A 16,362-nucleotide genomic window follows, 5' to 3' on the forward strand; every position below is an offset into this window, starting at 1 on the left:
CAACCGATTGAAATTTTATTTTAACTTGTATGTCCTGCAATTTATTCAGGCACAGTTACGTTAATCATTCAAGAACGCTTTAGAACACTATAGATCATGATGACCTTCTTGCATTTCTGCTCGGGAGCAGATACCGATATCCTTAGAAATTGTTCCAACTCCGAAAAGTACAAATACGCTGGTATAGGTGCGGTTGTGCTCTTCACTGCTATCATGGCCGCCATCTCAGCGAGTTATGCCCTTTTCACCATTTTTGAAAACCAAATAACCGCCGTCGGTTTTGGACTGATCTGGGGTCTGATGATCTTCAACCTGGATCGATTTATCCTCACGACCTTGAAGCGTCGCGGAGTACTCGCGGAAGGACGTACAGCCGAGTATATTCACGAGCAGGCGAACCGCAGTATCGTCATGGGCCAAGTCCAGTCCCCTGAAAAAAGAACGCGTTACCAGAGCATTCCGATCATGCAAGCGACACCTCGTCTGCTTTTGGCCGTGGTCATCGCCATTGTGATCTCGAAACCTTTGGAAATGAAAATTTTCGAGAAGGAGATTGATCAAATCATTCTGGAAGAGCAAAATGCGCTGAGTCTGTCTAACCGCGATCAAATCGGAAGCCTCTACAACCCTCAGATTGAGGCAATGAGTGCAGAGGTAGTTCGCCTACGTGACGAGATCACGGCAAAAGAAATAGAGAATAACGAACTCTATGCCACCTATATCGCGGAAGCAGAAGGACGCGCTGGTACTGGTTTATTAGGCAAAGGGCCCGTTTACAAAGAAAAGCGTGAAAAACATGACGCTTCCTTGGCAGCGCTTCAAGCGCTTAAAGTCAGCAACGGAGAAAAAATAGCTTCTCTCGAGACGCAAATCGCCAGCTTGCAAGGCGAGTACGAAACGGCGGTCGCGAGTACACAACCTGTGATTGACAATGTGGATGGTCTTATGGCGAGATTAAGCGCTTTAAACAAGTTACCTCAACTTCCTTCGATGTTCATCATGCTGTTGTTCCTCATCATCGAGACCGCACCGATCATCGCTAAATTATTAGCGCCAGCTGGAGAGTACGAAGATCGCCTGGCCAATGCGGAAGACGAGAAATTGGCTGTTCTTCAGTTTGATCGCATGAAAAACAAAATCTATGCCGATATCAAATTGGCCGATTGGCACCTTTTAAACCAACAGGATCTGCCTCGCCAAGAAAAGATCAGCAGAACCCTTGATTTCTTCGAGAACTACAACCGCATTACCGAAAAGGACCAAGAAAAGGTGCATCCCCTGCACAACACCCGCAATGACCGTGGCGATGATGGGGATATTCCTGAATACCGTCAGCCTCCTGCTCCGGTTGATCCTTCTCCGGATGTCGTCGTTCCACTCATCACCGAGGATGACTTTGTACCGCTTAAGTCGGGTGGAGCTACCCAAGAAGAATGGGATGCAGCCCTAGATAATACGCGCAACGAGCAACTGGAAAAAGAATACCAGGAACTTGGAAAAGAATTTGGAGATACGATCCGCTTAAATAACGCCATTATCCAAAAGGCCAAAGAGGAAGAAGAATCCCGCAAAGACAGAGAGGTTACTGACCGCGAGCAAGAAATGCGTTTCGCAGATATCAACGATAAGCCGGCGACCTCTAAAGTGATCGATCCTTTGACTCTGGAAGTAAAATGGACAGACCACAACGATTCATCTGAAGAAATTGGGCCTTCAATTAATCAGTTTTACCGCGAAATGCGGAACCACAGAATTCGCAGAAACAACGGAAATATCTTTGGTGAAGACACCGCAGAAGATTAATCGTGGTTTCTGATGAATGAAAAAGCCGCCCGATGGGCGGCTTTTTTTATGATTCAATTTCTTGTAAAGCCTTTACGGCTTGCTTCAGGCTATCTCGCCAGTGCGGCACCTCTATAGAGAATTGTTCCTTGATTTTGGTCTTATCCAGTACACTGTAATTCGGTCTTCTCGCCGGAGTGGGATAAGAAGAGGAGCGAATAGGCTTTACGTTCACCTCAATCGAGGCCTCTTCAAAAATCGCTTTGGCAAAATCATACCAACTGGCGACCCCTTCGTTGCTGTAGTTGTAAATACCGTATTCTATACTGTGCGCTTCGATCAGGTGCAAAATCACCGCCGCTAAATCAAGGGCGTAGGTCGGTGTTCCGACCTGATCATACACAACCGAGAGCTCATCCTTTTCGGCCCCTAAGCGCATCATGGTTTTCATAAAATTACTTCCGTACTCGGAATACAACCAAGAAGTTCTCAGGATAAAGTGCTCCTCTAAATTACTGATGATGGCGCGCTCTCCCTTGTACTTGGTATCTCCATAGAAGCCCAGTGGACGAGCTACATCCTCTTCGGAATAAGGGGTATTTTGAAAACCGTCAAAGACAAAATCGGTACTGATGTGAATGAGTACCGTACTGTTTTGGTGGCAACCCAACGCCAGATTACGAGCTCCGTTCACATTGACTTGGTGAGCCAAATCGGTATCGGATTCAGCCTTATCAACGTGGGTAAAGGCGGCGCAATTGATGCAATAGGCATATTCGTTATTACCGAGGATTTCGCTGACCGCTTCAAAATCGGTAACGTCCAGTTCTTTGTTGTTCTTAAAATCGGCTTCCCAGTTCTTTCCTTGGTCTTGAAGCAAACGACCCAAGGCCTGAGCCAGTTGTCCGTTACCTCCGGTGATTAAAACTTTCATCGTGTAATACTTAGGATTAGACCAGGGTAGATTCTGAGTACGCAGGCAGCTGTAAATCTTTTTCAGAAAGGATCAGTTCATGGTCTTCGAGCAACCAGTCAATTCCAAAGGTGGAGTCGTTGTAAATAATCCCTCCTTCGGCTTCTTTGTTGTAAAAATTATCACACTTATAGGAGAAAATGGCTTTTTCAGACAGGGTGATGAATCCGTGGGCACAGCCTCGCGGAATATACATTTGCTTGCGATTCTCTGAAGAGAGAATATGGGTGACCACCTGCCCAAAGCTTTTAGAACCATTACGCAAATCCACAGCGACATCCATCACTTCGCCTTGCAGTACTTGAACCAGTTTGGCTTGAGCGTATTGGCCGGTCTGAAAATGCAGACCTCTTAAAACTCCTCGGACGGATTTGGACTGATTGTCCTGCACAAAGAAGGGCTTGGCTCCCGTCAGGAGTTCAAATTTTTCTTGGTTGAAGCTTTCAAAGAAGTAGCCGCGCTCGTCTTCGAACACTTTGGGTTCGATGACAAAACATCCTTCAATTTTTGTTTTAGTGACTTTCATGAATCTTTCATTACAACTACAATAAGACTTCTAACAAGCGGTTACTGTATCCGCTCTTCAAGAAAGGCTCTGTTAATTTTTGAAACTGCTTTTTGGTGATATACCCCATCTTATAGGCCGCAGACTCGATGGCACCGATCTTCTGACCTTGGCGCTCTTCAATCACTTGAACAAATTGAGCTGCTTGCATCAAAGAAGTGAATGTACCGGTATCCAGCCAGGCCGTACCGCGGTCCATGATACTCACCTGCAGCTTGCCTCTTTTGAGGTAAACCTTGTTAATGTCGGTGATTTCCAGTTCTCCCCGAGCACTGGGTTCGATGGAGCGGGCGATATCCACCACTTCATTATCATAGAAGTAAATCCCCGGAACGGCGTAATTGGACTTGGGCTCTTCCGGTTTTTCTTCAATAGAAATAGCTTTGCCCTGCTCATCGAATTCAACGACTCCGTAACGCTCTGGGTCATTGACGTGGTAAGCGTAAATGATTCCCCCATCCGGATCGTTGTTCGATTGCAAGAGCGTATCAAGACCAGCCCCATAGAAGATATTATCGCCAAGGATCAGAGCAACTTTATCGTCTCCGATAAAATCAGCACCGATTAAAAAGGCTTCAGCCAATCCCTTGGGTTCCTCCTGTACGGCATACTCAAATCGGCAACCGTATTTGCGGCCATCTCCCAGTAGCTTTTGGAAAAGAGGGAGGTGTTCAGGAGTTGAAATAATAAGGATTTCCCAAATCCCTGCCTCCATTAAAGTAGACAGTGGATAGTAAATCATGGGTTTATCGTAAACCGGCATCAATTGCTTGCTCACCGCTAGGGTGATCGGGTATAAACGGGTACCAGATCCCCCGGCTAAAATGATTCCTTTCATCTGTTTTGTCTTAAACTTTGTAATTGGATTAAGCTAAACTTGAATTACTCTTTGCCTTGAACTTATTTAGGTACCAGTCAATGGTCTTTTCAATTCCAGTTTCAAAGTTCTCGTCGGCTTTCCAACCCAGTTCATTTTCAATCTTTATGGCATCGATAGCATACCGGAAGTCATGTCCGGCTCGGTCTTTCACAAAGGTAATCTGATCCTTATAAGAGGCACCACTATCTTTGGGATGCTTTTGTTCCAAGATTTCACAGATTTTATTCGCGATGTAGAGGTTGTTCCTTTCGTTGCGTCCTCCAATATTGTAGGTTTCACCAGACACTCCGTTTTGGTAAGCCAAATCAATTCCTTTGCAGTGGTCCAAAACATACAACCAGTCACGTACATTTTTACCGTCTCCATAAATTGGAATATCTTCTCCGCTCAACGCCTTGAGAATAATCGTTGGGATCAACTTTTCATTGTGCTGTTTAGGACCGTAATTATTAGAACAATTGGTCGTCACCACATTCAATCCAAAGGTGTGGTGATAGCTCCTAACTATAAAATCAGAAGAGGCTTTAGAGGCGCTATAAGGACTATTCGGTGCGTAAGGAGTGGTCTCCTGGAATAGACCTTCCTCCCCTAATGTGCCGTAGACCTCATCTGTTGAAATATGGAGAAAACGAGCATTCTTAAAGGCTTCTTTGTAAATACCCGGGCTGATCATCCACCATTTTTTAGCGACGTCTATCAGGTTAAAAGTTCCTATAATATTGGTCTGCATAAAGGCGTCCGGATTGGCGATAGAATTATCCACATGAGACTCTGCTGCAAAGTGAATCACCCCTTTGAAATCGTATTTTTCAAAAAGCAATTCTACCGTCGATCGATCCACAATATCTCCCTTGATGAAGGTGTAATTGGGGTTGTTTTCCACTTCCTTTAAATTGGACAGATTCCCCGCATAAGTGAGAGCATCCAAATTCACCAATTGAATGTTGGGGTGGGTTTCCAAAAAATACGGAATAAAGTTCGACCCAATAAAGCCCGCTCCGCCGGTAACAAGTATTGCATCCATGTTTAAGAGTATGTTAATTTTCTTATTGTAAATATAATCTTACAAATAAGCCTCTTTGAATAATTGTTGTCATCCACTAAGAAAGCGTGGTTATCTTCTTCAAAATAAGATATTTCACCTAAACCTCGGGAGAATTGTGATGGATTTAGCAGGTTTGCGCCCATTTTCCAGAAACCCAAGCCCAGTAACAATTCTGTATAGATCAATGGTGAAAGACCCGTAGCAAGAACTTCAGCTTTTTCTTACTTTCGTATGAGAAAATCGCCAACCTATGTCCAACTCGCCAAAGGAAACCCCTTACATTCTTGCCATTGATGATGAACAGCTCAATTTGGAGTTGATCCGCTTCATCTTGGAACGTCACGGCTTTAAGTATTCGGGGACCAGCGATGACGAAAAAGTATTTGTCATGTTGGAAGAAAGACTACCCGACTTGATTCTGTTGGATATTGTTATGCCACGTGTTGACGGATATAAACTCTGCCAAAAGATTAAATCCTATGATCGTTACCGGGATATACCCGTGATCTTCCTGACCGGGAAAGTACAGGTCAAAGATAAGGTCAAGGGTTTCGAAGTAGGCGGCGTAGATTACGTTACCAAACCCTTTAATGAACAGGAGCTCCTTGCCCGGATTAAAACCCACATCGAACTGGTCAACGCTCGAAAGCAAATTGAATTACAGGCCGAAAACCTGCAGCGATCAAACCAATTAAAAGACCGGATGTTTTCTATAATCGGCCATGACTTGCGTTCCCCATTGAGTGCAGCTAAACTCAAAATGGATTTTTTGATGCGGGGAATTATCGATCCCAAAGCCCCGGAATTTCTCGATGATACGGTATTTGGTTTGCTAAAAACCATGGATGAAGCCCTTAACCTTCTCCAAAACTTGTTGGGTTGGGCCAAGTCCGAAAGTGGTCAAATGAAGGTCATTACCGAGCCTCTGCAATTGAAGGATATCGCGGATCAGACTATTCGGCTTTTAAAAATGGCCAGTGATCACAAGAAGATAGAAATTACCAACGAGGTTCCAGAAGATCTTTACGTAGAAGCTGACATGAACATGATTAAAACTGTCCTTCGCAATCTGGTATCCAACGCCATCAAGTTTACCCCGGCCGATGGAAAGATTCGTATCAGGAGTGTTCAACAAGCTGACCGGGTACATGTACAGATAATAGATACCGGCCCAGGTATCAGCAAAGCAGACATTAAAAAGATCCTGGATACCGAAGAACACTTTAGCAAACTCGGAACAGACAAAGAGCCTGGGACAGGCTTGGGCGTGGCTTTGTGCCAGGCCTTTATAGCACAACACGAAGGACAAATGCGTATTGACAGTGTACCTGGTAAGGGGAGTTCGTTTTCTTTTGATTTAGCTAAGAGTAAAAGGGAACAGGTACTCAGGCCTTAAATCTCTGCTGAAGAGTTTAAATCACCGCGTCTGGCCCGTTCCCAATTGACCGATTGGTCACGTTTCATATACCGAATAAACCCTAGGTATACCGACAAATTCATAATGAAAAAATAATAAGGCACAAAGAGAGCCTTCAAACGTAGCTCTTTTCGCTCGAGTAACCAGCCTATTAGGGAAAGAGTATAAAATAAAATCTGGCCCAAGAGGAGCATGTTATAGATCTCAAAATGAAATAAACCTTCATCCAAAGCCAAAAAAATATTAATTGGAATGACCAGCAGCAATAACAAGGGAGTCAAAATCCAACGAAGAACACGATGGGATATATACTGAAAAGATAAGGTTCGGTATTTGAAAACATTTAGCAGGGAACGCAGGCGAACAATAGATTGAATACCACCAGCAGAAATGCGAATTTTACGTTTTATTTCTTCATGTATATCAGCTGATGCTGATTCCATGGCATAGGCTTCGGAACTGTATTGTATGGTATAACCCGACATTGCAATACGTAAAGAGATTATAAAGTCGTCCAATAAAGTGTCGGGCTCAACTTCTTGCCATAAATGAGTACGAATTCCAAAAAGTTCACCCGCTGCCCCGACCACTGAACACAACTCAGCGTCCCATTTTTTAAGCTGTGATTCGTATTTCCAATAGAGCCCCTCACCCGCTCCGGCAGCAGCATCGGCTGATTTATTATAAATTCTTTTTTCTCCTGAAACACAACCTACTTTTTCCTTGCTAAACAACTTGACAATTTCACGAATAGACTGTTTAGACAGTTCGGTATTGGCATCAGAGAAAATTACAATGGGAGTCTTTACAAATTGCATTCCACGATTCATTGCAGCAATCTTACCCTTGCGCTCAGGAATATGGTAAACCTCAACATCTTGGTACATGCGCAAAAGATCGGGAGTACCATCATCGGAACCATCGGTCACCCATATCTGTTGAACTTTTTCCGCAGGATAATCAAGGGAGCGGCTGTTTGCCACTTTTCTACTTACAAATTCCTTTTCATTGAAAGCTGGGACAAATAGCGTCACTTGGGGCTCATAATTCTCCTGGTGCTCTTCGGAGTGATTATCAAAGAATCGTCTCTTTATATTGACGAGCAAGTAAAGAAGGACACCATATCCTATATAAGAATAGAAAATAATGAAGATGGACAACCAAAAAATTACTTCAAGATTAAAAATCATCCCTAGATAGTTTATGTTAAGCTTTATATTCTATGCGTTGACCCTTATTTTTTCTTTTAACTAGAGGTCAAAAGATTTGTGAAAAGGGAGTGTTGATCAATGGAAGTAAAATAAATACCAAAAGAAAAAAACAGGAAAAATGAGTCAGCCTACCGTCTTCTGTAGATTGCATAAAGCCTAATAAAGCAAGGACTATTGCAAAACCGGCAACCGTGGCTATCGGATATGTAGTGACCATAAAAACAACCAACAAAATATTGCGGTACTTTGATAGCAGAAAACGTTTAGGCAGTAGAAATGATATCCCGATCAAACCCTCAAGAAAAATGGTCCAGTAAGTAAGAAAATGTGCTATCTCCATAATATTACTGGGCACAAGAATCGCAAAAGAATCCGATGGGTTCATCGATCCTCCCACCAGATTTTTTAGATTGGATTCATTTAATAAAAGTTGATCCTTGCTTAGGTCTCCAATTAACGAGAGTATTCCGAAGAATCTGGCATCGGTGGATAGGGTGAATTTAAAAAATGACGCATCGAGAAACTCAGGAGCCAAGAACTTTCCAGCGGTGGCAAAAAGGAAACACAATCCGATTATAACTTTTGACTGGTGGCGAATATTCGAAAAAATTCCAACCCTGTCTTTCATAAAAAAAGAGGCCGTAATCCCCAGCAAAGCGTAGGCATAAACATGTTTATGATTAGGTACATAGATCACCAAGTCAAGAATTAGGTAAACAAAACAAACAATCCCAGTGAGAGCCAACCAGTAGTATTTATTGTTCAAAATTTTGTGGAATAGAATTCCGGGTACCAAAACGACAGGCATGAACACCCGCAAATAAATAGTCTCGTTCATATAAAGAAGAAGTAATACTAAAGTCATCTTCAGAAAGAGATTTAAAATGTGATCAGTTGTACTTAAACCGAGGTATTGATCTATGAAGGAAACGATTTTTTTAAAAGTCATAACACGGTTACATTTTATTCATTTATACTCATTGAGGTGACCTCAGTGAGATTAACTGAATCTGAGGTCTGATCGAAATCTATTCTATAAACCAAGAATGATTTGATATTTCTGTTGGAGATAGAAGGAACGATACCTTCTTTATTGAGACGAATCTGATCCTTCTCTTCATCGTAGTACCATGAAAATCCATGAATCTTTTTCATGATTTGGTCCATCCTTTGTGTAGAGGGAAGAATACGAACCATTTGATCCTCGTATTCAAATTCTGGGAAGTTTCGGAGATTCACAAAGTAGATTTTGTCTTCATATTCAATTTCAAAACCACTTACGCGGTAAAGCATTTTATCGATTTCGCCAAACATCCGCATGCCCCCTCCCATCCAGCTGTCTAGATTTTCTTTTTGTTGGAGGTAAATATTTCTGAAGAAAAAAATGTCATAACGACGGCAACCAAGTATTTAGGGAGCAACTTTGAACTGATTGAAATATTCATGGTTTTAAGGATTAGGATTATTTCATATGAATTGGCGGGCCTCCTCTACACTAGGAAGACGACAGGATTGTTTTTTACCGAAGAAACGATATCGGTTTAACGCAATAAAAACATAGGCAAGATCACGAATTACTCGGGGAAACAGCAGCAAAAACCGAGCGATAAACCGCTTTCGTTTTCCGAGTTTCTGCATAATCTTTAGTACAGCAGTTGACTGGCTATAGAGTACTTTTTTTTCTAAAAAGTAAATGGTAGTCATCCCCTGGGTTGGATTTACGTCATACGGCTTCAAAAGATTTTCTGCTGTTTGAGACTGTAATGAGGTGTAGAAAATTTGTTTGTTTTTGTCATGACGAATGACAAAATCTATAAAGGCATTACAAAGGTTACAAACCCCATCAAAGAATACTACACAACTCTTATCCTCTGGTTTTACGGCATCATCAATTCCTATTTTTTTCATCTTGCCTTTTCGTTTTCGGTTGTTCCAACTTGAATTGAATCAATAGTATGATCTCCCGTTACCGACACCCATTTGCCTGTTTGCTTGTTATATTGTTTTATAACCCGAGCAGGATTCCCTACTGCAATTGAATAAGGAGGTATATCTTTTGTCACCACACTGCCTGCACCAATCTGACACCGCTTACCAATTGTTACACCGGCCAAAAGAACAGAATTGGAACCAACATGGGCTTCATCTTCAATGGTGGTTGCGCGAATATCCAAAGCTTGGTCACTTGAATTTTTGGTTCCGTCAGTGTAGCTATGGTTGAAACCGGTAACAAAGACATTTTGACCCAGCCCTGATCCGTGCCCCATCGTAACGGGACCGATAATTACACTTCCAATACCTACACGGACTCGATCGCCTATAATCACATCTCCTGAACCATTGTTTATCACACAATAAGATTCTATGGTACTAAGCTCTCCAAGATGAAATTGGTTCCATGGAAAAACATCCATCCGACAATTTCGGCGAACCGATGCTCTTTTGCCTTTCTTATGAACATATGGATTTAAAAACCAACGCACCCAAAATCTGGGACGAGGATTTCTACTCGGGGATATGGCGAATAAAACCCACTTTTTCAATCTAGGATTACTTTTAATTTTACTTACAATGCCCATGACTAATTTTTTTTAGAGTGCTAATCCATTTTAGCTACCCTGCTCTTTTACCTATAAAACCAATCCGGATACTTACTTTACAATTCACCGTAGACTTCTTCATATACTTTCAAAATATTTTTGGCCATAATATTCCAGGAGAACTCTTTGGCCCTCTTGATTCCTCTTTCAGAAAGAGTCTTAGCTAACAATTGATCCTGTACCAATTTGATCATGGCCTCGCTTATTTCATCCGGTTCAAATGGATCAACCATTAGAGCTGTTTCTTCTCCTGCAACTTCAGGCATTGATGATGTATTACCAGAAATTACGGGAACCCCACAAGCCATACCTTCAAGTATGGGAATACCAAAACTTTCGCGTAAAGACGGGTATAGAAATATGCTGCTCTGGCTGATCAAAGCAGGTAAGTCTGAGTTAGAAATATAACCCGTCAGGTGAATCATTTTTCGCAATTCAGGAGCCCCAATGAGCTCAAGCATTCGTGTTAATTTATGCTCCTCATAATCCAACATGACCAAATAGTAAGAATCCGGAAATTTCTGGTTGAACGAAGCAAAAGCCTGGAGGACTCCACGGGTATTCTTCTTTGGATCCGTATTCCCGAGAAATAAAAAGAATTGCTCTGGCAAACCACAACGATTCCTCACCTCATTCAAAGTGGCCTTATCCTCAATAGGTCTAAAATGTTCTCCTACTCCATTGTAAATAGTGCGTAAACGGCCGTCTTGTAAATTGAAATACTGATTGATCTTCTTTTTCTCATAGTTCGAAACTGTTATCACCCGCTTACTTCTACGAATAACAGGCGGTACAATGTAGCGTCGATACATATTTCCTAATTTCTGATACCAACTTCCTTCTCTCCTAAAAAGACTTATCGATTCCAGATAGATAATATCGTGCAAGGTCGTCACCAATGGTACAGATGAATAAACGGGTCCTGTATTACTCGTACAATGCAGAATATCACAACCTTCAGCTTTAGCTGCACGGGGCAGAGCAAACTGTTCCCAGCCAAAGTATCCACCTGGAGAATCCAGTTCTAAAACCTTAAAATTGGGAGCCTCCGGGATACAGCTATTATCGGAATCAGGACGAACAAAAACGACATACTCGTTTTCTTGGTCAATCTTCTGGATGTTCTTGATCAACTCAAGAGCAACCATATCCATGCCGTGTTTTTTCTCTCGAAAGAGGCGTTGTCCTTCAATACCGATTTTCATAGGGGTTTGTTTAAGTCTCAATTGTTCCGTGTTCGGTATGAATAAATTTTTTGTTTACTCCTTTTAGACGAAACAGCGAAATAAACATGATCCAGAAGGCTTGAGGTAACTGGATCAGGGCCTTGAATGTATTGTTGGAGTAATAGGCTTTGGGAATGGAAAGTAGAAACGTTAATGCCGTACCCAAAAGAGCCAAAAGCCACCAAAAAAAGGAAAACTGAAGCCACTTAAGGGACAACATATCATGTAATAGATAACAGCACGCTAAGAAACCCACAGCACCCAATAAGAGTATCCGCGGTGGAGCAATCATTTGATAAACTTTATCAGCAAAATCAATATTGCCTCTTAAAAAGAGTTCTTTCAATCCAGAAACAACAAAATGACGAAAGTAGATGAATTGTGCAGCCAACCAACGTTTTCTTTGATTTGCGAAAACGTCTGACTTCTGTACCTTTTCGTCATAAATAAAAGCTTTAGGTAAATACTCTATGACAATCTGATCTCTCAACAGCTTTAATTCAATCTCTTTATCAAAACCTCCAACAGCCTCTACTTCAGACATGGTCTTCCTAAAAAGTTGGTAGTCAAAGGCCATTCCGGATCCAATTAAGGCCGAAGAAAGACCCAAAACCCGATGTCCTTTACGAAAAATATGGTTATTAATTTCTTCACTCAGAGCATCGAGTATAGCGAAAGATGTATTGGTATTTTTAGCTACACGGTGTCCTTGAACGACCTTAAATCCGCAATCAAAAGCATTATTGATCTTTTCGATAAAATCGTATTCCATCACATTATCGGCATCCAGGACAAGAGCGACCTCGTAGTCATCTCCTATTTGCGCTAGAGCAGCATTCAAGGCTTTGGATTTGGTACTTTTTTCAAAGGAGACCTCAATGAGTTTGATGGGGAGACGACGCAATTTTTCGAGTGTGATCGGTTGAAATGAATCCGCGATAACCACCACATCAAAAAGGGTGGCCTCGTAACTTTGTTCCAGTGCGCGTCGCGCCACCTCAACAATAACACCATCCTCTTTATAACCCGGAATCAGAACTGAAAAAGTTCTTTTTTTGTTGACTATTCGACAACATTTTTTAGCAGTAAAATGACCTGCGATAGAAAAAATAAAAATATATACGCTTGCCCCTCCTAAATAAAGGAAGACCAATAATTCCAACCAATATGTTAACGAGTAAATAATATCCATAACTATTTATTTATCAGAGTTGCCGGGCATTTTGCTGAAAACAAAAAAGATAGAAGTCACTAGTTGGATGCTCCCAGAGTCATTAGCTTTCTACTGATTCTTCTTCATGCTGCCGAACAACTTCGCGACCAATACTGTAGTAATCAAAGCCCAAATCACGCATTTCTTCCATGTCGTAAATATTACGTCCATCAAAAATGGTTTTGTTGTTCATTAATTTTTCCATGACACGAAAGTTTGGCATGCGAAACTCCGACCATTCGGTTACCACAATAAGGGCATCAGCATCGATCACAGCGTCGTATTGGTCCTTTGCATACTGGATTCTATCCCCGAGAAGACGATTGGCTTCCTCCATCGCAACCGGATCATAGGCACACACAGTGGCACCCAGTTCCCTCAATGCATTAATGATCACCAAGGCTGGAGCTTCTCGCATATCATCCGTTTTAGGCTTAAATGAAAGGCCCCACATACCGAAATGCTTGTCTTTCAGGTTATCCCCAAAATGCATTTTAATTTTTTCGACTAAAATGGTTTTCTGACGGTAGTTCACCGCTTCAACTGCTTTAAGAACTTCTAAAGAGTGGCCGTATTCGTCCGCTGTACGAACAAGGGCTTGAACATCTTTGGGGAAACAACTACCTCCATACCCCGTTCCAGGGTAGATGAATTTGTTTCCGATTCGGCCATCAGAACCGATTCCTTTGCGCACCAAGTCAACATTAGCACCTACCTTTTCACACAGGTTGGCGATATCGTTCATAAAACTAATCTTGGTTGCCAGCATAGAGTTTGCGGCGTACTTGGTCATTTCTGAAGAGAAAATATCCATGAACAAAAGCGGGTGACCGTTCATCAAAAAAGGCTTGTACAAACGACGCATCACCTTTTCAGCGCGCTTGGACTCAACCCCAACGACAATACGATCCGGTTTGAGGAAATCGTCTACAGCACTTCCCTCTTTAAGGAATTCCGGGTTAGAAGCAACATCAAAAGGAATACGAATATCTCTTTTCTCCAGTTCTTCTTCAACAGCTGATTTCACTTTATAAGAGGTCCCGACCGGAACAGTACTTTTGGTGATGATCACTTTGTATTCTTCCAAGTGCTGTCCGATTTCACGGGCAACACCCAATACATACTTTAAGTCCGCACTACCATCTTCGTCTGGCGGAGTACCCACCGCAATAAAAACAGCATCGCAATCCTGAATGCCCTTTTTAAGACTCGTTGTAAAATGGATACGGCCCTTGTCAATATTTCTTTCGAGCAAGGCATCCAATCCGGGCTCGTAAATCGCACGTGCCCTTTTTTCAACTTCTCGATTTTCTCTTTATCAATATCGACACAGGTCACATTGATTCCCGATTCTGCAAAACAAGTTCCGGTTACCAGACCAACATACCCTGTCCCTACTACTGTGATATTCATATTGTTGTTTTTAAGCGTTTTAGATTCTTCTATGTAAATATTATCCTACACACACTATTCCCGTAATTATTGTTGTGAAAGCCTATACTAATGTTGTTATCTGATATACCAATCCAGGTCCTGTGTACCCCCTGAATTCGCCCAGTTCACGAATCGAGGATAGTGAATGGTAATAGGAATTCTCTCTGGCGAAAGAGTGAAATTGTCATAAATACTCATTGCCCAGGGTAAGTTTGTAGAGGTCTTGTAGTAACGGTTTTGGGTTGAATCACTAAAATCATCTTGCGTTCCTAAACCAGCTGCCTTGGATGTTGGAGGTAAATCGGGTAAGTGAACTTCTCTGGAGCGTTCTCCATTGACTATGATAAAGGGGTTGTAGGGAACGTCTCCTAAGTCACTCTGGTCCTGAGGGTTGACAAAGGTGATGGTAATATCCAGGGTTTGTCCTTCCAAATCAAAGGCATCCCCTACTACAAGCACAACCGTTTCATCGGCCGCCGTTCCGGACTCTGTGCCATTCGCAGAAACCGTCTCATAACCGCCATTTAGATTCTGGCCGGTGATAGAAGCGATATTGTCGGGGCTGATCGGTAAAATGAAGCCAAAACCGTTATGAAATGCTCCTCCAATGTGCTCAATGGTGAAACTACCTTCTAAGGTGGTAATCAAATTATCTGCGTTGGCAATACTGTTGAAGTTGTAGTCTACCACCAAATCGTTAAAGTCATAGTCCCCCTGATTAGGCCACAGATCCTCAAAGACTAGTTTTCCTGTAGAGTTAGCCCCCGGAGCATAATTATTGAAGGCCTGATTCGGATCAAAAGGAAAGTCATCCAACTCGTCATTTACTCCGTCTCCGTCGCTATCATTAGCGACTTCAAGCTGGGCCAGGTTACCAATTGATATAGCATCCACCGGATTAGAACGGGCATAGAATACCGCATCGTTAAAATCATCGTCTGTTGCGATATCCCTTCTTAAATCCTCAAAGCCTAGAAAGGTGATTTCTCTGGCTTCATCGTATAAGAGCACCATATGGGTTCTTTTGTCTTCAACGCTCTCAGGATTAAAATCCGGGATAGAATAATAAACCCCACGCCCCTGCGTAGTCTCCAAACCGTTCCAGCCATTAGCAACCAAAAACCAACCAATTACAGTATTCGCCGGGAAGGTTCCAAGATAAACACGATCACCAGGGACCAGCCCACCACCTGATCCCACCATGCTCGAATTAGGGAAGACAATCAAATGGTCTAGTTCTTCTACTGAGTCGGGCTCCTGTCCTAAAGTGTAGGTATAATAACCCAGACTGTTTCGGTAGCCAGCCCCTTCCGACACAAACGTCACCCAAACATCAGCATCCTTAGTCAAGATCAGATTGGTTTCTTTACCGGCTAAAAATTCAGGATTAGAATAGGGTATACCTCCAGGAAAATATTCAGGAAGTGAGGCATTCAAATCATCCAGTAGATTCTGCTGTAAAACATCGGGAAAGGCCAAATTATCCGGAACTCCAATTCCGTTATACGTATCGTGATAAGAAAAAATAGGGTTCCCATTTTGATTGATTACACCTTTAGATGGCTGATTGTGAATTGCATGCTTAGCCCCTCCCTCTTGACGCTCGTATAAAGAACGATAATCAAAGGTTAACTGACTCCCTTCAATAGGCAAACGAACTTCATTGATTAGACCGGCATATGAAGAAAAAATCAATAAACTGTCCGCTCGAGCAGAAACAATCAGGTTTTTAACCAATTGTCCTGACGAGTTAAAACTGCCACGAGCCACAGCCAAGCTATCCTGGTTTCCCGATTTGACGTATAAGGTCACCACGGCATTAGAAAGAAAAACAGGAACTTCTAATTGTACGCTTACTTTTTTACTTGTCGCATAGTTAAAATCATCTCCAACGTCCAAATCGGCAAAGGCATCCGCTGGGATTTCAGGATTTCCTTTTACCAAATCACTTTCATTTACACATGAGATCAAAAAGAGTCCGATAAAAGATAGAATGAAATAATTCTTTGTTTTCAT

At 42.2% G+C, this 16,362-nt stretch carries 14 protein-coding genes and 1 pseudogene; 2 read left to right on the top strand and 13 right to left on the bottom strand.

Annotated elements, in window-relative coordinates:
- The first annotated feature begins 96 nt into the window (after nucleotides 1-96).
- The gene (locus BST99_RS14990; protein ID WP_105001564.1) at nucleotides 97-1,803 is read left to right on the top strand and encodes a DUF4407 domain-containing protein; all 1,707 of its coding nucleotides are present in this window, start codon (nucleotides 97-99) and stop codon (nucleotides 1,801-1,803) included.
- Between the two features lie 46 nt (nucleotides 1,804-1,849).
- On the opposite strand, the gene rfbD is transcribed toward BST99_RS14990, so the two are convergent.
- Genes rfbD through rfbB form a run of 4 tightly spaced genes read right to left on the bottom strand, consistent with a single transcriptional unit; the run spans nucleotide 1,850 to nucleotide 5,224 of the window.
- Entirely contained in the window at nucleotides 1,850-2,716 is an 867-nt protein-coding gene (gene rfbD / locus BST99_RS09350; protein WP_105001565.1) for a dTDP-4-dehydrorhamnose reductase, read from the bottom strand.
- Nucleotides 2,717-2,732: 16 nt separating this feature from the next.
- Nucleotides 2,733-3,281, bottom strand: coding sequence for a dTDP-4-dehydrorhamnose 3,5-epimerase (gene rfbC / locus BST99_RS09355; RefSeq protein ID WP_105001566.1), 549 nt, complete (start codon nucleotides 3,279-3,281; stop codon nucleotides 2,733-2,735).
- A 16-nt stretch (nucleotides 3,282-3,297) separates the two neighbouring features.
- Nucleotides 3,298-4,158: a glucose-1-phosphate thymidylyltransferase RfbA gene (gene rfbA / locus BST99_RS09360; protein ID WP_105001567.1), complete on the bottom strand. Its 861-nt coding sequence runs from the start codon at nucleotides 4,156-4,158 to the stop codon at nucleotides 3,298-3,300.
- A gap of 28 nt (nucleotides 4,159-4,186) precedes the next feature.
- Nucleotides 4,187-5,224 carry a dTDP-glucose 4,6-dehydratase gene (rfbB, locus tag BST99_RS09365; protein ID WP_105001568.1) on the bottom strand — a complete coding sequence of 346 codons (1,038 nt, stop codon included), beginning with the start codon at nucleotides 5,222-5,224 and terminating at the stop codon, nucleotides 4,187-4,189.
- A 271-nt stretch (nucleotides 5,225-5,495) separates the two neighbouring features.
- Between rfbB and BST99_RS09370 the strand changes: the two genes are divergently transcribed.
- Nucleotides 5,496-6,641, top strand: a complete 1,146-nt coding sequence (locus BST99_RS09370) for a hybrid sensor histidine kinase/response regulator (RefSeq protein WP_105001569.1) — start codon at nucleotides 5,496-5,498, stop codon at nucleotides 6,639-6,641.
- Here the strand turns inward: BST99_RS09370 and BST99_RS09375 are convergent.
- The 9 genes and pseudogenes from BST99_RS09375 to BST99_RS09415 form a co-directional block, all read right to left on the bottom strand.
- Entirely contained in the window at nucleotides 6,638-7,852 is a 1,215-nt protein-coding gene (locus BST99_RS09375; protein ID WP_105001570.1) for a glycosyltransferase family 2 protein, read from the bottom strand. The two genes, BST99_RS09370 and BST99_RS09375, sit on opposite strands and share 4 nt — an antisense overlap.
- A 67-nt stretch (nucleotides 7,853-7,919) precedes the next feature.
- Nucleotides 7,920-8,738, bottom strand: coding sequence for a hypothetical protein (locus BST99_RS09380; RefSeq protein WP_146106256.1), 819 nt, complete (start codon nucleotides 8,736-8,738; stop codon nucleotides 7,920-7,922).
- A gap of 98 nt (nucleotides 8,739-8,836) precedes the next feature.
- The gene (locus BST99_RS09385) at nucleotides 8,837-9,205 is read right to left on the bottom strand and encodes a hypothetical protein (RefSeq protein WP_105001572.1); all 369 of its coding nucleotides are present in this window, start codon (nucleotides 9,203-9,205) and stop codon (nucleotides 8,837-8,839) included.
- A gap of 135 nt (nucleotides 9,206-9,340) precedes the next feature.
- Nucleotides 9,341-9,781, bottom strand: coding sequence for a thiol-disulfide oxidoreductase DCC family protein (locus BST99_RS09390; protein WP_105001573.1), 441 nt, complete (start codon nucleotides 9,779-9,781; stop codon nucleotides 9,341-9,343).
- The gene (locus tag BST99_RS09395) at nucleotides 9,778-10,452 is read right to left on the bottom strand and encodes an acyltransferase (protein ID WP_105001574.1); all 675 of its coding nucleotides are present in this window, start codon (nucleotides 10,450-10,452) and stop codon (nucleotides 9,778-9,780) included. The genes BST99_RS09390 and BST99_RS09395 overlap by 4 nt, the downstream gene beginning before the upstream one ends.
- A 77-nt stretch (nucleotides 10,453-10,529) precedes the next feature.
- Nucleotides 10,530-11,678 carry a glycosyltransferase family 4 protein gene (locus BST99_RS09400; RefSeq protein ID WP_219843827.1) on the bottom strand — a complete coding sequence of 383 codons (1,149 nt, stop codon included), beginning with the start codon at nucleotides 11,676-11,678 and terminating at the stop codon, nucleotides 10,530-10,532.
- A 10-nt stretch (nucleotides 11,679-11,688) separates the two neighbouring features.
- Nucleotides 11,689-12,891 carry a glycosyltransferase family 2 protein gene (locus BST99_RS09405; RefSeq protein WP_105001575.1) on the bottom strand — a complete coding sequence of 401 codons (1,203 nt, stop codon included), beginning with the start codon at nucleotides 12,889-12,891 and terminating at the stop codon, nucleotides 11,689-11,691.
- 82 nt (nucleotides 12,892-12,973) lie between these two features.
- Nucleotides 12,974-14,325, bottom strand: a pseudogene (locus BST99_RS09410) (UDP-glucose dehydrogenase family protein).
- A gap of 96 nt (nucleotides 14,326-14,421) precedes the next feature.
- Entirely contained in the window at nucleotides 14,422-16,362 is a 1,941-nt protein-coding gene (locus BST99_RS09415; protein WP_105001576.1) for an LruC domain-containing protein, read from the bottom strand.

The organism is Aureicoccus marinus, assembly GCF_002954325.1.
In the GTDB taxonomy this organism is placed as follows: domain Bacteria; phylum Bacteroidota; class Bacteroidia; order Flavobacteriales; family Flavobacteriaceae; genus Aureicoccus; species Aureicoccus marinus.